This is a genomic window from Halobacillus sp. BBL2006 (assembly GCF_000786645.1).
Taxonomy (GTDB): Bacteria; Bacillota; Bacilli; order Bacillales; family Halobacillaceae; genus Halobacillus.
Genome location: NZ_JRNX01000133.1, coordinates 1 through 17,876 on the forward strand (window position 1 = coordinate 1; position 17,876 = coordinate 17,876).

Below are 17,876 nucleotides of genomic sequence, written 5' to 3' on the forward strand. Positions count from 1 at the left end.
CTACCTTTCTGTTAATACAACACTTTTTCAGTGGCTTCGGCGCAGCCTGAGGAGGCTCTCCGTACGCCCACGGAAAGTGAGTTATTTCCCCGACCACCTCCTTCACATACCAGTAAAGGACCCGAGAAACACCTCGGAATCGAGTCTTCCAGAATTCTGCACGTTTGCTGAATAACCTTCAGTAGTATATTACTGTAATTAATCTATCACAAAAAACAAATCTACCGTTTAATATAGCCTCTAATTAAATAAAGATGAAATAAAGTTGCTTAATGAACGGAAAAAGTTCTGCACAGCTGATTTCAAGCTGTTCCAGAAGCCATCATCATTAATTATATCTTGGATGCTTCCAGTCAAATCGTCTAACTGATTTCGTACTTGATCGAAATCAATATTGAGATTACGCATCTGTTCAAACAAGTCAGTCAACCGCTGACGATCTTCCGGGCTAAGTTCAATATTCAAAGACTGCAGTTGCTCTTCAACAATTTTTTCAACTTCTTCGCGAGTAGCTGGATCTTGCTCGGCAATCGCCTTTTTAATTTCCGTCAGCAGTTCGCTGATTTTATCCTTGTCGACTCCCTCTTCTTCGGCAAGAGAAGTCGCTACATCCAGCTCTTCACTTGCAACTTGCATACGATCCTCATCCAGCTTAACGCCTTTGGCATCATAGGCTTTATAAATACCTGTAAGTGCAGAGTGTCCACTTACTTTTACAGAGGAGGCAACAAGTACTTCTGCATTTTCAACACCTGCTGTAAGGAGGGCATTTGAATACATTTCTTTTGTTACCTGTGTGATGTTATCTGGTGTTACAATATCTATCGTGAGACCTTCTCCATTATCCTTGTGAAGGATCTTCACTGATGAATACATATTAGAATTCGGATTTCCTCCGATATAGTTCGCTAAATCCTGTCCATTGACAGTGAACTCATCCACCTGGTCATGCTGATCGACCTTCAACAGGTCTGCTACTTCAGCCTTTTGTGAATCAGATAAAGCTTCTCCATAGACGACAATTGGCAATCCAAGTTTTTCATTCATGCCTTGATCTCCAGTAGAAGCAAAACTTACCTTGGATCCAATCACACTAGAAATAAGAAGCATGACGAGTACTAGAAGACTTATTCTTTTTTTCATACATCTCGACCCCTTATGGTAGAATCAAATTCCGTTTAACCTTATGCTAAACTTAACGCCTATTATACCTTACTTAACAGAATGAACATCAACACTTTGAATCATTTCCTAAGGACTACCATGTATGTACGATTGATGTCATTCAAAAGTTTCAATCCTTTTTTGAATGGAAGTGAACCTATGAAAATATTTAGAGCGATAGGACTTTATATTTTTTCCGTTGCCTTGTTTTATGCTGGTGTCACTCATTTTATTTATGATCACGGATTTGCCAGGATGCTTCCGGACTGGGTTCCACTTAAGCTTGTCATTATTTATGTAACGGGCATTACGGAATGGCTGCTGGCCCTTCTTCTTGTCTTCCCGCAAACAAGGAGAGCAGCAGGGTTCGCCACTGCCGCTTTTCTGATCATTGTCTTACCCGCGAATATTTACGCGGCCATCTATGGAATCCCGGCACCTTGGAGTGAAGAAACTTCATTGACAGCCTTGTGGATTCGTCCATTATTCCAGCCCATACTCATCTGGTGGGTCCTCGTTGTATCTAAACATTCGAATCGCCAAAAAGGGTTTGATACACTATAATCAGCAAATCTAAAGGAGGATCGATATGCGTTTAGAAAATAAGAAAGTGATTGCACTTGTCAGCCAAGACTTTGAAGATTTAGAACTATGGTACCCGCTGCTCCGCCTTCAGGAAGAGGGAGCGACTGTTCACCTCGTCGGAGAAGAAGCCGGAAAAGAATATGGTGGTAAATACGGTGTACCTGCAAAAGCTGACTACGCTTTTGATGATATCAATCCAGCCGATTATGATGGTATTCTCGTTCCCGGCGGCTGGTCACCGGATAAACTCCGCCGTTATGACAAGGTACTTGAAATGGTCCGCCACATGGATGAACAACGAAAACCGATCGGTCAAATTTGTCATGCTGGCTGGGTTCTTATTTCCGCTGACATTTTACAAGGGCGTAAAGTAACAAGCACTCCAGGCATCAAAGATGACATGAAAAATGCCGGTGCTACATGGTATGACGAAGCCGTTGTACAGGACGAACACATCGTCTCTGCCCGCAGGCCGCCTGATTTACCACCTTACGCAAAAGCATTCGCCGACTTACTCGCTGATAATTAAGTGTGGAGTGGGGCTGGTAGACCTGACGAGAATAAGCGAATCACCTCAGTGAAGTAATCTTTCTTCACAGAGGTGGAGTGCTTATGTCCCTAAGGTCTGCCCCTCGAAACCGGATAACAGATGAAGTTCGACTACTAACACAACATCCTGTTGCAACGTCGAACTGACCCTCCTCCTGAGGGCCCAAGTGTGGAGGCGACTGTTTAGCGACGTACGAACTGGATGCCTAAAAATAAGATCAATTAATAAGAGGGTACCCATAACGGGTACCCTCTTATATTTTATTCTATAGCACGTTTCGCCAGCATACTGACAACTGCATCATCCATTGGTGGGTTATGCAACCCTGCCCTTACATCCCTATAATATTTTTCAAAAGAATACTGCTTCGATAATCCACGTCCTCCAGCAATACGCATGGCCAAATCTACGACTTCTGTGGCAACATTTGTAACCGCTAGTTTAACAGCGGCCAGCTCTGGTCCCATATGCTTACGCTGGTGAGGTTCTTGATCCCATTTCTTGGCTGTGGCATACATGAAAGAGTGTGCCTGAAGCAGTTTCCATTCCATTTCTCCAATCTTGTCTTTAATGTGAGCTACTTCAGCAATCGGTGTATTCAAACTATTCGGCTGAAAATTCTTGGCAAATTTAATGGCATCATTCCTTGCCGCTACGGCAATCCCCAAATAACAAGCAGGAATATGCAAAAGCCAACCTTTCGGCGAAGGTTTACCTTCTGACTTCACTTCTACGAGATCCTCGACATTCAGTTCAACTTCGTTCAAAACTAAATCGTCACTTTCAGTTCCACGCATACCTAAGGTATCCCACGTTTTCTCGACAGACACCCCAGGTTGATGACGATCGATGAGGAACCAGCCGACGGTATCCAAATCATCTACGTATGCCGATACGATATAATAGTCTAAATGATCAGCCATCGAGGTAAACGTCTTCCGGCCTGTAAGAATATACTCATCACCATTACGTACGGCTTTCGTTTCAGGCACTCCACCTCGGGTCGGGCTTCCTGTGGCAGGCTCTGTTGCTGCCCGATTTACGACCTTCTGCTCGTCAGCCACCTCTTTTGCAATCCGGTCAAACTGCTTCTCTTTCCATAGCTGATCTTGGCTAAGTTCCATCATAATTCCTAAATGCCAGCCTATGGACAGAGCAACAGTTCCATCCCCTTCTGCAATTCTTTCCTGAAGCAAAAGAAACTCATATAACGACAGGTCTTCCCCCCCATATCCCACGGGTAACGTTAAAGAAGGATAACCTTCCTGTTTGATGACCTTTAATGTTTTAGGGGAAAATACTGCATTCCGGTCTGTTTCTTTCACATGGTCTCTGGCTTCTTCAGCAATCCTTTCCGCTTTTTCAAATAAGCGCTGGTGTCGATCATTTTTTATCCAAGCTTCAAACACATCTATCATTCGATTCACTCCTGCATTCATCTTTAGTTTAAATCATACCAAACGGGTAGGCTTTTCACCAATCTCTTTCCGTGGATCCAATGTAGAATAGATTACCCTTTTTTAACCATAAACAATCCCGACACCGGTATGATGTCGGGATAGAGTTATATTTGGATAGCTTGCAGAGCTTGTTTGACAGACGCATAAGTCTGTAATGATAGCTCACTGAAGTCGGCATAAGGAGCACTTTGTATAGCAAAAGAGGGATTTATCCCTGTAATCACAAGGGTCGTTCCCATCAAATCCAGCAGTTGATTCATTTGATATATTCCCATATGTACATCTTCATTGTAGGAATGAACAGCAGACATATCCAGAATCAAATAATCTTCTTTCGATTCTTTAACATGATGACTGACCGCGTCCAGCATTTGATGCAGGCGTTCATCATCTACTGTTCCAACTAACGGCAGAACGGAGATCCCGTTCTCTACAGGAACGATCGGAGTGGATAAACGCTTTACTTCTGAAAGATAGTGTCCGATCAGCTCTTCTTGTTGGCGACGATGGGTTACATCTTTTTGCACTCCAACAAAGAATATCTGATCCATTTTTTCTAAATAAACCGGAAAGATTTGCAATTCATTCCAGAACATTGACCCGTCTTTACGGTAGTTTTTTAACTCTACTTGAACAGAATGACCTTCTTTTAAGCCTGTACGGATTTTTTCCACTTGTGTAGAGCTCGTGTCCTCTCCTTGCAGGAAACGGCAGTTTCTACCTAGGATTTCAGATGAAGAGTAGCCTGTCAATTCTTCAAATCCCTTGTTGCAATAGATCATCGGGTTATCCTCTTGTTCAGGGTCTGTAATAACAACTCCAGCCCCAACACGGTCAATGGCTGCTTTAATGAATTCATTCTGTTGAATTTCTTCTAATTTATCAAATGATAGTTGATTCATGGCAAACAATCCCCTTTTGATATGAATGAATACTATTATAATAAAATGAATCGATAAAAATATCCAATGGTAGCAAAAGGATACTACCAGCGGATCACTTGGAGCTTAGGCCATTTGGCTTTCCATTTTCTTGCTTTATTATAGTAGACTTCTTCTGTTACCAGGGCTTTATTAGGACGAATGACCATGTGAAATAAATCCTGCAAACTAAATGGAGCGCAAACATCATAACCGTTCCTCTTACGACGGACGCCTACAGCCGATGCTGTCGTTGGCCATGACTCGATCGCTTCTTCACAGGAAGAATAAGGTGAAATCCGTTTCTGGAATTTCTGCTCATACCAATGATGGACGAATGCTTCATTCGTCACATCAATGTCAAAAGGAAACGTGGCTAATTCGGCTTTTATGACAGATTCTATCTGCTTTTCTTTTATTCGATCTTTGTCCTCTTCTGAATTGTAGTAAATGATGTCAGCATCACCGATTCCATAGGTGAGAGGGTATCCGTGAAGATGGTTCCATACGGTTTGAGTAATAACACCGGCTCCGATGTAATAGTTTGAAAAGTGAGAATCACACACATCGAAAAGACGGGTCAAGTATGGATGATCGTGTACAATGTTAATCAGTTTATGCTCCATCCTTCTCCTCCTTCCAGACATTTTTCGCCATTATATGATCCATAAAAGCACGAACCTGCGGCAGTTGGTTCATTTCCGATTTCATACATGCCCATGTTTCACGTGAAAAAGGTCGATTTCCTTCCAATAATGGAAGATGATCGTACGTAGCCTTTTCTTTTAAACTAATACTTTCGGGAAGAACGGTCATGCCTAGACCTCGCTTCATCATTTGTTTGGCTGTTTCGAAGTGATCAACTTTCATAGATCGTCTGAAGCGGATATGCTTTTGGCTGCTCATCCAGCTTTCTAATAATCGTTGAAAACCTGGGTCACTCTTGAATTCAATAAAGGGGCGCTCTTCTCCTTTATCCAAAGGCATCGTATCGAACAAGTGAAGAGGATCACTGAATAACTTCTTGCAGGTATAATTTTTGATAGGCTCTCCTCTTACAACACTTACATGAAAATCATCCGAGGACTGGCGGATTTCTTCGCTTACACCTGTTACAAGATCAACGGTAACGTCAGGATACTTTCCCGTAAACACTTCTAATACTTCCGGTAAGAAATATTGGCTGAAAAGCGAAGAGGCCCCAATTGAAAGTGTGCCTGAAACACCTGCGCTGACCTGAGACAGCCTGTTGCGTAAAACATCTTCGTTTTTCAAGACGTTCATGGCGTGCTCAAGGATAACCTCACCAAACGCCGTTGGCACGAGCTGCTTAGGCGTCCGCAAAAAAATCCTGCCTCCAAAATAGTCTTCAATATACTTTAATCGTTGAGTAATTGCTGGCTGAGAGATAAGTATTTTTTTCGCCGTCGATCGGATGGTTTCATATTTTTTGAGCTCTACTAACAAGCGATAATCTTCAATTTTCACTTTTCCACCCCTCAATAACTATTGCTTATCACTTTTTATAATAACTCAATATTATCCTTATTCCTAAATTTGGTATATGATAATATTAGCTAATAACGAAAGAAGGTTTGAACATGAACCGGCTCCAAACTTTCCGTCTGCTATCCGGCTATTTTCTATATGAATGTGGAAGAGCGATGTATTTTGTACTTATTACCTGGTTTTTGTTTCAATGGACGAATGATGCTCTCTACACTGGCCTTTTTGTCAGTTTCGGGTTTTTACCCGGATTATTCTCGAATCTAGTCTTTGGTGTCATTGTCGACCGTTACAACCGTAAACTTCTCGCTATTATAGCGGGGGGAACAAGCATTCTTTTCTTAATCGTGCTTTTTGGAGCTTTTCTCCTGAATTGGATTTACCCTTGGGTCATGATAGGGACGCACATGATTCTCCAGACCGCAGGCTCCCTATTCCGCCCCTCACTCCAAGCACTTGTCGCTGAAGTATTTCGTAAAGAAGCGCTGCCACGAATATTTTCTTTATCTGGATCATCTACCATTGGGGGAAGCTTGGTCGGCGCCGGCATTGGAGGGCTTTTGTCTGGATGGTTAGCAGTGGAAACATCTTTGATGGTGGTCATTGGTCTGTATGCCGGAGCATGGATCTCCATCTCCCTTCTCTCATACGAACCTCAGCCAAGGACAGCTGCTTCTACTTCCTCCTCTTTTTGGAAGGAGTTAAAAGAAGGGTTCGTGTACTTGAAGAATCATCGAATGTTGTATGGCCTGTTTGTAATGATGATGCTCGGCCAACTCACCTTCCACACGACACTTGGATTCCTATCCGTGTACACCAGTGGCTATTTACAACAATCCTCTACAATATACGGGCTGTTAGATGCAACATTTTCTGTAGGAGGAATCACAGCAGGGCTCCTGGGGACTTGGTGGTGGATGAAATGCAAAAACCATTTAGCCATTTGGTCTCTATTAACTATGGCTTTAGGTTTATTCGTGATGGGGGTAACCAACCAGACTCTGTTGGCTTTTATAGGTGTTGTATGTGTAGGTGTAGGTACTTCTTTAGTGCGCGCACTTTTGCAGTCCGTCCAGCAAATGGCAACTGAGAAAGAGTTTCACGGACGGATGTCGAGCTTCCGCATGCTATGCAATCAAGCTTCGGTCGTTATCACAGGACCAATTTTCGGCTATTTCGCAGCTTCCTATGGAGCGAATTATGTATTTCTCTTTATGCTTGTACCTGTGCTGCTTGGTATAGTTTGGGCTTTCCTGCAATCCAGAAACCCATTATTTATTGAAATCACAAAACAAAAAACCGCATAACGAGAAGGTATGTTTCTGCACAGGAAACATACCTTCTTTATTGGAATATGGAATCGTATTCAATTGTGATTGAAGAACTCTCTGCTCTGCTTATCTCGTCTCTTCCTTCGGTGCTTTGTAAACCTTCTCCACTTCTACTCCCAGCGTCTTTAAGTATTCGACAATCTGGTCTAGGCTCTTCATGATTTCACCTCAGTGTTTGAAAAAAGATTTGGCTCGAAACCACACCATTTCGTTTCGATATCTGTAATACGTCCGGGTCCGAGAAAACGTTTCATTTATTAGGTATAGTCCTCAATACCCTTTAAGAGGTTCATCTATTCAGCTTTTTACACATTCGAAAATTTTTAATGGGTATTCCTCGAATCATCTTCGTTTGTTCCTCTAACTCTTCAAATCCTCGAGCAGTGAAAAAAGGTTTAGCCGTCAAACTAGCTTCGGTCTTCAGAAGAACTCTGTCTGCTTGAATCACTTGTTTTTCCATGCATTTCAGTAATTTCCCAGCAACCCCTTGATGCTGGAAATTCTTGTGGACAAACAAGAGATCCAACAACTCTTCTTCCAGCAAACTGGATATCCCTATCAATTGTTTACCTTGAACCGCTACCCAGGTTTCTGAATAGGCTAGACGCTTTTGCCATTTGGCCAAATTCTTGAATCCTTCAGCCCAAGCTCTGATTTGTTGTTCATCATAATCACAGCTATTCACCCCATGAATTGTTTCCTGAATCAAGCTCAGGATTTCTCTTAAATCGTCCGGACGATATCGGCGTAGTTCCATACAATCCCTTCTCTCATCACCCCCATCATAACAGAAAAATTCATGAGTGAATTTTATTATTTTATGACAATTTTAATGAGTATAATTTTGTCAATTGATCAACGAAAACCTTGACATTTTTGGATATCTCTTCTTTATTCTCAGGAGTGACGATGGAAAAGTAGCGCGTCATCGGTTTAATATAAGGCAAACGGACGATAAGGTTCTCAGCACCCGTATTTTCCACGACGGTCTTGGAAATAAACGAAAACCCTAACCCTTCTTTCACTGCCTGCACAACTCCATGGTTACTTCCAATCGTAATCAGTTTCTTTGGAGAAATATTGTAAGAATCCATCATTAAATCAAGCATAGCCCTAGTGCCCGAACCGACTTCCCGCGAAATCCAGGTTTGATTTTGAATAGGCTGAAACGATTCAGAATCGTGATCCCGGATTGGATGGCCGGGAGGAACAATGACAACCATTTCATCCTCAGAGAAAGGTGTGGAAGCCAATCCTTGATGGTTCACTTGTCCCTCAACTAAACCTACATCCAATTCGTGCAGCTGAATAGCACGGTTAATCCGTTCTGAATTGGCGATTCTTACATGAAGATCAACGTCAGGATATAACTCATCAAACACTTTCAATATAGAAGGTAAAATATACTCCCCTACCGTGTAACTTGCACCAATATGGATATTCCCACGCATTTGATTTTGAAATTCATACACTTCGTTCTTAGCCTTATCAATGACTGCTAAGATTTGCTTCGCTCTCTGGTAAACGAGCTCTCCTGTCTGAGTAATCTTGAATCGTTTGGGTGATCGATCAATCAGAGTCGAATTGAAATAATTCTCTAAACTTTTGATATGAAAGCTGACGGTAGGCTGAGATAGGTTCAGACGTTGAGAAGCCTTTGTAAAGCTTTGCAAATCCACAGCAGTTACGAATGTTTTCATCGCTTCAAAATCCATAGGTTTCACCCTTTATCATTAATATTATTAATAATTGATATTATAAAGTTTTATTTTACTAATGTTAAGTGTGGACGTATAGTGTAAGAGGTGCAAAAAGGAACGAAAGGTGAATCAAATTGCTATCATCACGAATACAATCATACCGACCGCTTCTATTAGGAATGGGATTTACAGCGGTCTTGGCTTGGGCAGGATTCATACTTGCTTCCCTGCCTTATATCAATAAAATCGGACCACTAGCTGTAGCTATTCTCTTGGCTGTCTTCTACCGTCATTTCTTCGGCTATCCAGAACCTATTCGCAATGGCATTCAATTTTCCGCGAAAAAATTGCTGCGATTGGCGATTATCCTGTTTGGTTTGAAACTGAATATCGGAGTCATCTTACAAGAGGGAGCGCCTCTCTTGCTTAGAGATTTTCTAGTGATCTGTTTTTCTATCGGTCTTATGATATTATTAGCTCGTTTATTTAAAGCCGATGATTCGCTCTCGGTTTTGCTCGGTATCGGAACCGGTGTTTGTGGAGCATCAGCGATTGCTGCTGTCTCCCCCATCCTGAAAGCGAAGGAGGAAGATACCGCTATAAGTGCGGGTATTATTTCCATCGTTGGAACATTATTTGCTGTGGGTTATACAATCATTCGCCCGCTCCTTCCATTTGACGCTGAAGCTTATGGCATGTGGGTAGGGCTTAGTCTACATGAAGTGGCCCATGTCGCTTTAGCCGGGGCGCCTGCCGGGGAAGACGGTTTGGGCATGGCGTTGCTAGGAAAACTGGGACGAGTCTTTCTATTAGTCCCGCTTAGTTTGCTCTTAATCTGGGTCATGAAAAGGAAAGGGAAACAAGAAGAAGGGAACCAAATCACATTTCCCTGGTTTTTAATTGGCTTCATTCTGATGAGCTTGTTTGGGAGTTATATAGAGGGGCGCTTTTTCGTTATATCAGACGAGATGATGAATGGGATCTCTACAATGACCTCTTTTCTACTGACCATGGCGATGGTCGGACTTGGTCTTAGTGTTAGTGTAAAAGATGTTAGACAGAAAGCATTGAAACCCATGCTCTTATTAATGATTACTTCGGTACTGCTATCATTAATTACGTATTGGATGGTTTAAGAGGCTTCTTTTTTCGCACGGGAAGTTTTAATTCTTAGTTAGGGTACTTTCCCTTCAGGTTAGGTTCTATTCTTCAACAATTGTATTCTCCAAAAATAAAGCAGTCCGCCCTTCTCGAGTGGACTGTTTTTCTATCATCTAGCATATTCTATTTTCAGCAGGGAAAACACGTAAGCATCATGATTTTTCTGCCGTTGATATAAATAACCTCTCAAAATTCCTTCCTTATAAAACCCTAAGGATTTCAGAGGTTGAATGGAGGCTTTATTTTGAGGAAACGTCACTTCTCCCATTCTGAATCAACCCAGTTCATACCATTTATCCAGGTCCGAGCGGTGTTGTAACAGAATATGCTCGTCTTTTTCTATAATGACTCCGCATCCCACCGTGAACAACGTTTCATGCCCGATTGAAGCTCTCATTTTCGCTACATAACTCATCGAACCCACACTCCTGTCGATTTTTGTTAGAATAAATAATATATAAACGCAGCCCACATGGAATATTATAGAAACCTTATAGAGAAAGGATATGATTTGGTGGACATCCGCTTCATCCAACATACCCAATCAGAGACTGCTGGCAACATTTTTGATATTCAACTTCGTTCATATAAAATCGAAGCTGAGCTGATTGATTTTGAAGATTTACCTCCATTACAAGATTCCAAGGAAGCGATCATGGATTCTAATGAAACCTTCATTGGATGTATTCTCGAGCAGGAGCTCGTTGGCGTACTTTCTTATGAAGAAACGAACGATCGGATTTATATTAACCGTTTGATGGTCGACCCTGATCATTTCCGAAAAGGGGTGGGACAATGTTTGCTTTCATTCTTAAGAGACGCCCATCCGAGTCATAAAATAATTGTTCAAACCGGAGCAAAGAATACTCCAGCCATTGAACTCTACAAAAAGCATGGGTTCCATCATACAGATGAAGTAGAAGTAGCCCCAGGTGTGACCATCACTCAGATGGAATGTTCACCCATAGAATAAGAAACAAAAATAGAAGAGGAGCAGCTGCTCCTCTTCTATTTTTCTGGAATTTGGTATTGGTCTTCTTCTTCCGTAAAACGATTATACCTTCGCTGGAACCAGCAAAACATATGGGAGACGAATACTTTCAAAATAGCGTACCCTGGTATAGCCAATATGATACCAATCACTCCGAATAAATGACCCGCTGTCAATAATACGAAAATAATCGTAACTGGATGAATATGCAAGCTTTTTCCCATGATCTGTGGTGAAATGAACTTTCCTTCAAGCAGTTGAACAACGGTCCACACGAACGCCAGTTTCAAAACCATAAACGGCGAAGTTACAATAGAAATGATTAACGCTGGGGTAATCGCGATCATCGGTCCGAGATAAGGGACGACACTTGTCACACTTGCAATAGCAGCGAGCAACAGTGCGTAATCCAGTCCGATGATTAAAAATCCAATATACATCATGACACCAATGCAAAAACTGACAATGATCTGACCCTGAATATAAGCACTTAACTGGTGATCGATGCCTCTAAAAATACTGTCAACTTCCGTCCTCACTTTTGGCGGAAACAAACTGATAATCTTCGCAGGCAGCTTGTGCCCATCTTTCAGCAGATAGAAAAGAATGAATGGAAGAGTGATAAGAGCGATGATTACGTTTGTCACTGTGGTGATGAAAACGGTAATGCCTTCAACCGTTTGTGTAGCGTAATTCCCCAAGTCTGGCAATTGATTCAGTAATCCATCCACGTCTTGAAATAAGTTACTGTAGTAACTTCCCAAAAAGGAGTCACGCAGCCACTGGTCCATTGTATTAATCAAATCACGTAAATATCTCGGCAATTCTTCTGCAAGACTGACGAACTGCTTTTCTAAGAAAGGAATGATCAAAACAATCAACAGGGTGATTAGCCCTACGACAATCAGTAAGGTAATCAGTATTGCCCAAATCCGTTTGATCCTCCAAGACTCCATCAAATTGATGATAGGTCTCAACAAGTAGTAAACGACTACAGTTAAAATAATGGGCAGTGCTACAGTTTCAATAAAAACGAGCAAGGGATGAAAGATAAAACCGACTTGCGCATAGACAAGGATATTCAATCCAATAATCAACAGAACACCTAGTATGTAAAGTAATTTCCGACCTCCAAAAAAGCGGATGATTGGTGTAGAATCCCAGCGATTCATAAGCATATCTCCTTCGTGCTAATCAGAAGCTTCTCTATGTATAAGTTTACCATAATGCGGAAAAAAAGTGCCTATCTTAATAGGCACCGTTTCTAATATCTTCCTCTGCGTTTCCGCATGAATTTCTTAATTAGTGGATAAACGATCGGTCCATACTTCATTACGCGTTTAATTAAACGTCCCATTTATGAGCCTCCTCTTAGAGATGTAGTTATTATCCATAGTTCCCGAATTGAGAGGATGGCAAACACGAGTCAAACTAACGGCCTAGCAAAACGGATAGAGAGATATGATTCTTCTTCTTTATTGGCGTACCCTTGCTGAATACCTTTTTCTTTAAAACCCCTTCTTTGATAAAAGGGAATGCCTTTAATATTTCCTTTTTGAACAGACACCCATTGTTCGATCGCTCCGTATTCATGCTGCTGCTGAGTAAGTGCATGCAGTAAAGCACTGCCGATTCCTTCATTTCTCCGCTGAGGATCGATGTAAAGGACAAAAATTTCGCCTATTGTTTCTCCTGTCATCCCGCCCCCGCAGGCTCCGACAACATTTCCTCCATCAAGAGCGACAAAGTAGCCTCCCCAATCCCTTGTTGTCTCTGTTACTTCCCTCATCACACGTTCTTCATTATAAAACTCGTTTACTACTCGTCGTATGTACTCTGCAGAATGCGTTTCTTGATAGGTGAACCAATATCCTTTGGTGCATACGTCGATGATTCCTTTCACATGTTCCCGCCCTGCTTTTTCTACTGTAATCATCTCTTACCCTCCAACGATTCTATGAAATAGCGATTTGGCTTCATTAACATCCTTTGTTCCATGAACAAGGACCCTGCCATCTGTGAAGAACACCATCCGGAAGGAATTATTTTCATAAGATAATAGAAACGGGTTCTGCTTGATTTCTCCGCCTTTTAGTCGTTCTCTCAGTTCATTCAAATCAAGATTTTTATGCATTGACGGACGGATCTGTACAGTATCCCTTCCACAAAGAACAGCCGTTTTCGTTTGATTCTCAGCAGATAAGAAAGGGAACGTACGATTGGAACCGCAGGAAGGGCACTCTGGATTCTTCGCTCTGGATACTTTTATCCCTGTATAGTGATGATTCCATAAGTCAAATGTGATTAACTTTTCATAGAGAGATTGAGTATCACCGACTAAAAGTTTCAAGGCTTCGGTGACCTGGTGTGCAGTAACCATTTGAACAGCCGGACTAATCACTCCGACCGTATCACAGGTAGCCCCTCCAAGTGGTACGGTTTCCATGAGACAATTCAGGCAAGGACTGATCCCGGGGATGATGGTATAGCTCATTCCATGACTTCCTACACATGCCCCGTAAATCCATGGGACCTGATGTTTTTGAGACATGTCGTTGATGAGCATCCTAGTTTCAAAATTATCAGTCGCATCTAAAATCAGGTCCACACCCTGGATTAAACCTTCCAGTTCCTCCCTCTGGACATCCTCTACTTTTGATATGACGCAAACATCTGAATTGATTTCTGATAAGCGTTTTTTAGCAGCCTCTGCTTTTGGTAACCGCTCAAGGGCATCTTTCTCAGAAAAAAGCTGCTGACGCTGCAGATTACTTACTTCGACGTAATCCCGATCCACGATGGTCAGACGGCCTACTCCTGCACGGACTAGCTGCTCAGAGCTGCTTGTACCAAGAGCCCCTGCACCAATAATTAACACATGCTTTTCTGATAGTTGCTGCTGGCCTTTTTCTCCTATGGGTTTGAAAAGTTGTTGTCTAGAGTAACGCTCTGAAAGCATAGCAAACCTCACTCCCTTTTCCACAAAAATTACCGCATAACGCTTCCCCCGGATATTTTCAATGATTCGCCTACAATGTTTTCTGAGGCATCAGATAGTAGATAAACGATTGAGCGTGCCACTTCCTCCGGTGTGCTCAACTTCCCTGATGGGATCCCTTTCTCTGCGAGTTCCCGCTGCTCTTCATAGCTGCGTCCTTCCCGCTCACCTTTATTCTTGATCGCTTGCTGTCCCATAGCCGTATCTACATATCCCGGACATACGGCATTCACACGAATGTTGTACTCAATCGCTTCCAACGCAAATGATTGGGTAAAGCCAGTCACTGCAAATTTAGAAGCACTATAAGCGATATTGCTGTGAGTGCCACGAAGCCCTGATAAAGAAGAAAGATTCACGATTGCCCCCTTCTTCTGCTTCTTCATATGTTGATAAACTTCCTGTGTTAGCATGACCGTGGAAAAATAATTGAGTTCCATGACTGAACGAAGGTCATCTTCCGTCATCTGGTCAAGTGGCCTTCCGCCGATGATCCCGGCAGAATTCACCAGACCGGTGATTTTTCCGGATTTTTCAACAGCCTCAGCCACCAGCCTGCCGCGATCTTCTGGATCATTCAAATCCGCTACGCACACATCGATCGCTGCCTGTTTATTAATCGTAGCACATTCGTTTTTTAGTGCTGATAATTTTTCTTCATTACGCCCCGTAACCACAACATTTCCGCCAGCCCGAACAACTTCTTTAGCAGCTTCGTAACCAATTCCTCCTGTAGCGCCGGTAATAAGAATATGTTGATTATTTAATGCTTCATTTGAAAAAATAGTCAAAATGATTCGCCTCCTTAGCGTTTCATGTATCCTTTTCTCCGTAAAATGAAACCTATACCACGGGTTATTTGAGAATACAAAAAATTATTTTAGAATATTGTGGAGTTATTTAAGAATGGAAAGTCGATATTTTTAAATCCTGGTCGATTGTTTAAGAAAACCCGCACACTTCTCTAAAAATGCCCATAAAAAATCAGCGCTTAAGTGACAGTGTCTGCCCTTAGAGCGCTGATCCACGGAACTCCTTTTTTAAGGTATTCCGACATGTTAATTCGTTTTTTGTTTCTTCTCATAGCTACCTTCACCACTTATACTGTTATTTCCGCTTGTTGTTCTGCTTACGGAAAGAGAATAAGACCTTTCCAGACCGTGTACGCTTCATGCCTTTTGTTTTGGCTTGCGCTTTGCCTTCCGGACTGTTCTTAAAGTCCTCATCAAACAGCTCACGGGCTTTTGAATAGAGCAGAGTCATCGTGGTGGACCTCCTTTTCTTATGGGGTTATAATACGATTCCCCTTGATATTATTAGTAAAACGTAGAAAACGCAAGAAAAAAATATAATTTATACGTTTTTTTCAAATGATTGCTCTAATATCATCTGCCATCCCTTTTTACCCAGCTTGCGTTCCCCTTTGTCAACAAATCCACACTTTTGATATACCCTTTGTGCTGAATGATTTTTCATATTCACAGCTAGCACGACATGAGAGATTTCAGGAAAATATTCACGGATATAATTCGGGAGTTTTCTTAAGGAGTGAGTCGCGTAGCCTTTCCCTTGTTCTGAACGATCAATCATATAGGCGATTAATAATAGCGCATTTTTATGATGGGTGTATTCCTGGACTCTTGGCCCGTCCTGCAAGACGAACATTCCGACAGGCTTTCCATCAGCTAAAATCGTAACCGGATGGCGGGTAGGATCCCCCTCAGCTAAATCAACGGACTCTGTCGGCATTGCCGTAAAATAAAGCTGGTCTTCTGGTAAATAAAAATGCCGAATGGAGTTTTTATAATTTTCCTCATAAGGTTGCAATTGTACAGACATTCCCTGGCTTCACCTCTTCCAGTCTTTTTCCACATTATAGCAAACATGAGCATATCATTCGTAACCGTTTCTTTGGATTTTTATAATGATTGATAGAGGATTCACTATCTAAGGAGGACGCAAATTTATGTTGAAAGTTGCTGCTTTAGTGGGAAGTATTCGTAAAGATTCATATAATATGAAGTTGACGAAGTTCATTCGTGATCGCTATAAAGACCACATGGATATCAAAATCGTTCCTATCCGTGAATTAGCCCATTATGACCAGGATATTGAAAATGAAGCTCCAGCTTCCGTTCAGAATTTCAAAGCTCAATTATCGGATGTGGATGCTTTTCTCATTGTGACACCTGAATTTAACCATTCAATCCCAGGGGTTTTGAAAAATGCACTTGATTGGCTATCCCGAGGAAATAAAGAAATGAGTGGAAAACCAACTTTCATTGCAGGGGCGACGATGGGAGTTCTCGGAACAGTCCGAGCACAGATGCATCTTCGCCAAATTTTAAATGCCCCGGGAATGGGAGCAAGTGTTTTACCTGGAAATGAAATTCTTGTCGGCCAGGTTCAACATAAAGTTGATGAGTCCGGTCAGCTTGTAGACGAAAGCACGATTAAGTTCATTGATGACGTCGTCGATGAATTCATTCGTTTCGTTGCATCTAACCGGGAGAAAACAAGTGTATCTTAACCGTTAACTCCTAAGAGGCTCCTCTTAGGAGTTTTTTCGTTTTAACATAAATAGAGATGGGAATATTGAAAATAAACTCAACCCCTTGCGCGGGGGATTATCTATTATTAATCCAGGGTAAATAAATCTGCACCTTATACATAGGAGGAAGCGCATTGAGGAACTTGAATGAAAAAATGGCTGAATATTTTCATGACAATCAAACGATGCTGGTCGATGAACTTTTACCTACAACACTCGATGAACTCACTTTGAAATACACGAAGAAAGACTTGAACCAACATTACGACATGCTCCGTTCTCTGTTAGACCGGGTAGCGAAAAGTCTGCTCCGTACAGATGAGGAAACCGATGCAGCAGAACCTGGATATGATTCTGAGAATTATTTTTACGCTCAAGGTTTATTATTAAAGCAAACCGTCGATGTATTGTGTGTCTTCCGATTATCTCTACTCAGACACCTGCGCGGCTCTGATTTAATTCATGAAGCTCAGGTAGAAGAAGAAATGGAAGTATCAGAACAAATTGTATTTGCCTTTGATGCCGCCATACGTGCCACAACAGAAAACTATAACCTACTGAAAGAAAGAGAACATGAACAGTTCGAACGAAATCTGAACTCTATCTCCACTCCCGTTGTTCTCATCGATGATTCCCAGGCCGTCGTCCCTCTTGTCGGTGAATTTTCATCTGAGAGATTCGAAGTGGTCATGGAAAATACGTTGCAGAAAATCAAGGATTACAGCCTGCGTGTGATTTTCCTAGACTTTTCTGGAATAGCTACCTTTAATCAAGTTTTTATCAATGACATTTATAATCTCACTCAAACGATTGAACTTCTAGGCACGAGGACAATCCTTACGGGGATAAAAACGGAAATGGCTGCTGCAGCGGTACAGGCTAATATGAACTTTGAAAAATTAGAAACGTTCGGAGAGCTGCGCCACGCCTTGGATTCAATTAATAAACAAAAGAATAAA

21 protein-coding genes are annotated in these 17,876 nt (G+C 41.9%); 7 read left to right on the plus strand and 14 right to left on the minus strand.

Annotated features, from left to right (window positions below; all coding sequences use genetic code 11):
* Positions 1-240: 240 nt before the first annotated feature.
* On the minus strand, positions 241-1,143 hold the full coding sequence (locus LD39_RS04850) for a DUF1002 domain-containing protein (RefSeq protein ID WP_035543501.1): 903 nt from the start codon (positions 1,141-1,143) through the stop codon (positions 241-243).
* Between the two features lie 180 nt (positions 1,144-1,323).
* Here LD39_RS04850 and LD39_RS04855 point away from each other — a divergent pair, with 180 nt between their 5' ends.
* Positions 1,324-1,728 carry a hypothetical protein gene (locus tag LD39_RS04855; RefSeq protein ID WP_035543503.1) on the plus strand — a complete coding sequence of 135 codons (405 nt, stop codon included), beginning with the start codon at positions 1,324-1,326 and terminating at the stop codon, positions 1,726-1,728.
* Positions 1,729-1,753: 25 nt separating this feature from the next.
* Positions 1,754-2,278 (plus strand): type 1 glutamine amidotransferase domain-containing protein, encoded by a 525-nt coding sequence (locus LD39_RS04860; RefSeq protein WP_035543505.1) that lies wholly within the window; start codon positions 1,754-1,756, stop codon positions 2,276-2,278.
* 281 nt (positions 2,279-2,559) lie between these two features.
* On the opposite strand, the gene LD39_RS04865 is transcribed toward LD39_RS04860, so the two are convergent.
* The 4 genes from LD39_RS04865 to LD39_RS04880 all read right to left on the minus strand — a co-directional run bounded on the left by LD39_RS04865 (position 2,560) and on the right by LD39_RS04880 (position 6,167).
* The gene (locus LD39_RS04865; RefSeq protein ID WP_035543508.1) at positions 2,560-3,717 is read right to left on the minus strand and encodes an acyl-CoA dehydrogenase family protein; all 1,158 of its coding nucleotides are present in this window, start codon (positions 3,715-3,717) and stop codon (positions 2,560-2,562) included.
* Between the two features lie 146 nt (positions 3,718-3,863).
* Entirely contained in the window at positions 3,864-4,661 is a 798-nt protein-coding gene (locus LD39_RS04870; RefSeq protein ID WP_052158732.1) for an STAS domain-containing protein, read from the minus strand.
* An 83-nt stretch (positions 4,662-4,744) separates the two neighbouring features.
* Positions 4,745-5,305, minus strand: a complete 561-nt coding sequence (locus tag LD39_RS04875; protein WP_052158733.1) for a nucleotidyltransferase family protein — start codon at positions 5,303-5,305, stop codon at positions 4,745-4,747.
* The gene (locus tag LD39_RS04880; protein ID WP_035543513.1) at positions 5,295-6,167 is read right to left on the minus strand and encodes a LysR family transcriptional regulator; all 873 of its coding nucleotides are present in this window, start codon (positions 6,165-6,167) and stop codon (positions 5,295-5,297) included. The genes LD39_RS04875 and LD39_RS04880 overlap by 11 nt, the downstream gene beginning before the upstream one ends.
* A gap of 113 nt (positions 6,168-6,280) precedes the next feature.
* On the opposite strand from LD39_RS04880, the gene LD39_RS04885 reads away from it, so the two are divergent.
* Entirely contained in the window at positions 6,281-7,492 is a 1,212-nt protein-coding gene (locus LD39_RS04885; RefSeq protein WP_035543516.1) for an MFS transporter, read from the plus strand.
* A gap of 313 nt (positions 7,493-7,805) precedes the next feature.
* On the opposite strand, the gene LD39_RS04890 is transcribed toward LD39_RS04885, so the two are convergent.
* Together LD39_RS04890 and LD39_RS04895 are read right to left on the minus strand one after the other, a co-directional pair.
* Positions 7,806-8,273 (minus strand): GNAT family N-acetyltransferase, encoded by a 468-nt coding sequence (locus LD39_RS04890; protein ID WP_035543518.1) that lies wholly within the window; start codon positions 8,271-8,273, stop codon positions 7,806-7,808.
* 61 nt (positions 8,274-8,334) lie between these two features.
* On the minus strand, positions 8,335-9,231 hold the full coding sequence (locus LD39_RS04895; protein ID WP_035543520.1) for a LysR substrate-binding domain-containing protein: 897 nt from the start codon (positions 9,229-9,231) through the stop codon (positions 8,335-8,337).
* A 164-nt stretch (positions 9,232-9,395) separates the two neighbouring features.
* Between LD39_RS04895 and LD39_RS04900 the strand changes: the two genes are divergently transcribed.
* Positions 9,396-10,352: a YeiH family protein gene (locus tag LD39_RS04900; RefSeq protein ID WP_052158734.1), complete on the plus strand. Its 957-nt coding sequence runs from the start codon at positions 9,396-9,398 to the stop codon at positions 10,350-10,352.
* A gap of 299 nt (positions 10,353-10,651) precedes the next feature.
* Here LD39_RS04900 and LD39_RS22495 read toward each other — a convergent pair whose 3' ends face one another.
* Positions 10,652-10,792 carry a hypothetical protein gene (locus tag LD39_RS22495; RefSeq protein ID WP_156112568.1) on the minus strand — a complete coding sequence of 47 codons (141 nt, stop codon included), beginning with the start codon at positions 10,790-10,792 and terminating at the stop codon, positions 10,652-10,654.
* 99 nt (positions 10,793-10,891) lie between these two features.
* Between LD39_RS22495 and LD39_RS04910 the strand changes: the two genes are divergently transcribed.
* A complete protein-coding gene (locus LD39_RS04910) occupies positions 10,892-11,350 on the plus strand; it encodes an N-acetyltransferase (protein WP_197061388.1) in 459 nt (152 codons plus the stop codon).
* A gap of 35 nt (positions 11,351-11,385) precedes the next feature.
* On the opposite strand, the gene LD39_RS04915 is transcribed toward LD39_RS04910, so the two are convergent.
* From LD39_RS04915 to LD39_RS04935, 6 genes are all read right to left on the minus strand, one after another.
* Complete coding sequence (locus tag LD39_RS04915; protein WP_081988308.1) at positions 11,386-12,540, minus strand: AI-2E family transporter; 1,155 nt, start codon at positions 12,538-12,540, stop codon at positions 11,386-11,388.
* A gap of 254 nt (positions 12,541-12,794) precedes the next feature.
* Positions 12,795-13,304 (minus strand): GNAT family N-acetyltransferase, encoded by a 510-nt coding sequence (locus LD39_RS04920; RefSeq protein WP_035543525.1) that lies wholly within the window; start codon positions 13,302-13,304, stop codon positions 12,795-12,797.
* Positions 13,305-13,307: 3 nt separating this feature from the next.
* A complete protein-coding gene (locus LD39_RS04925; protein ID WP_035543527.1) occupies positions 13,308-14,327 on the minus strand; it encodes a thiazole biosynthesis adenylyltransferase ThiF in 1,020 nt (339 codons plus the stop codon).
* A 29-nt stretch (positions 14,328-14,356) separates the two neighbouring features.
* Positions 14,357-15,157, minus strand: a complete 801-nt coding sequence (locus LD39_RS04930) for an SDR family NAD(P)-dependent oxidoreductase (RefSeq protein ID WP_035543529.1) — start codon at positions 15,155-15,157, stop codon at positions 14,357-14,359.
* A gap of 316 nt (positions 15,158-15,473) precedes the next feature.
* Positions 15,474-15,629, minus strand: coding sequence for a hypothetical protein (locus LD39_RS22980; RefSeq protein ID WP_197061389.1), 156 nt, complete (start codon positions 15,627-15,629; stop codon positions 15,474-15,476).
* Between the two features lie 90 nt (positions 15,630-15,719).
* Positions 15,720-16,205: a GNAT family N-acetyltransferase gene (locus LD39_RS04935; RefSeq protein WP_035543531.1), complete on the minus strand. Its 486-nt coding sequence runs from the start codon at positions 16,203-16,205 to the stop codon at positions 15,720-15,722.
* A 127-nt stretch (positions 16,206-16,332) separates the two neighbouring features.
* Here LD39_RS04935 and LD39_RS04940 point away from each other — a divergent pair, with 127 nt between their 5' ends.
* The gene (locus tag LD39_RS04940) at positions 16,333-16,896 is read left to right on the plus strand and encodes an NADPH-dependent FMN reductase (protein WP_197061390.1); all 564 of its coding nucleotides are present in this window, start codon (positions 16,333-16,335) and stop codon (positions 16,894-16,896) included.
* Positions 16,897-17,051: 155 nt separating this feature from the next.
* Positions 17,052-17,876: STAS domain-containing protein (locus LD39_RS04945; RefSeq protein WP_081988310.1), on the plus strand; the 825-nt coding region annotated here is incomplete at its 3' end.

Coding starts and splice junctions, on each gene's coding strand:
- LD39_RS04850 (WP_035543501.1), bottom strand. CDS start 1,143: ATGAAAAAAAGAATAAGTCTTCTAGTACTCGTCATGCTTCTTATTTCT.
- LD39_RS04855 (WP_035543503.1), top strand. CDS start 1,324: ATGAAAATATTTAGAGCGATAGGACTTTATATTTTTTCCGTTGCCTTG.
- LD39_RS04860 (WP_035543505.1), top strand. CDS start 1,754: ATGCGTTTAGAAAATAAGAAAGTGATTGCACTTGTCAGCCAAGACTTT.
- LD39_RS04865 (WP_035543508.1), bottom strand. CDS start 3,717: ATGATAGATGTGTTTGAAGCTTGGATAAAAAATGATCGACACCAGCGC.
- LD39_RS04870 (WP_052158732.1), bottom strand. CDS start 4,661: ATGAATCAACTATCATTTGATAAATTAGAAGAAATTCAACAGAATGAA.
- LD39_RS04875 (WP_052158733.1), bottom strand. CDS start 5,305: ATGGAGCATAAACTGATTAACATTGTACACGATCATCCATACTTGACC.
- LD39_RS04885 (WP_035543516.1), top strand. CDS start 6,281: ATGAACCGGCTCCAAACTTTCCGTCTGCTATCCGGCTATTTTCTATAT.
- LD39_RS04890 (WP_035543518.1), bottom strand. CDS start 8,273: ATGGAACTACGCCGATATCGTCCGGACGATTTAAGAGAAATCCTGAGC.
- LD39_RS04895 (WP_035543520.1), bottom strand. CDS start 9,231: ATGGATTTTGAAGCGATGAAAACATTCGTAACTGCTGTGGATTTGCAA.
- LD39_RS04900 (WP_052158734.1), top strand. CDS start 9,396: ATGGGATTTACAGCGGTCTTGGCTTGGGCAGGATTCATACTTGCTTCC.
- LD39_RS22495 (WP_156112568.1), bottom strand. CDS start 10,792: ATGAGTTATGTAGCGAAAATGAGAGCTTCAATCGGGCATGAAACGTTG.
- LD39_RS04915 (WP_081988308.1), bottom strand. CDS start 12,540: ATGAATCGCTGGGATTCTACACCAATCATCCGCTTTTTTGGAGGTCGG.
- LD39_RS04920 (WP_035543525.1), bottom strand. CDS start 13,304: ATGATTACAGTAGAAAAAGCAGGGCGGGAACATGTGAAAGGAATCATC.
- LD39_RS04925 (WP_035543527.1), bottom strand. CDS start 14,327: ATGCTTTCAGAGCGTTACTCTAGACAACAACTTTTCAAACCCATAGGA.
- LD39_RS22980 (WP_197061389.1), bottom strand. CDS start 15,629: ATGACTCTGCTCTATTCAAAAGCCCGTGAGCTGTTTGATGAGGACTTT.
- LD39_RS04935 (WP_035543531.1), bottom strand. CDS start 16,205: ATGTCTGTACAATTGCAACCTTATGAGGAAAATTATAAAAACTCCATT.
- LD39_RS04940 (WP_197061390.1), top strand. CDS start 16,333: ATGTTGAAAGTTGCTGCTTTAGTGGGAAGTATTCGTAAAGATTCATAT.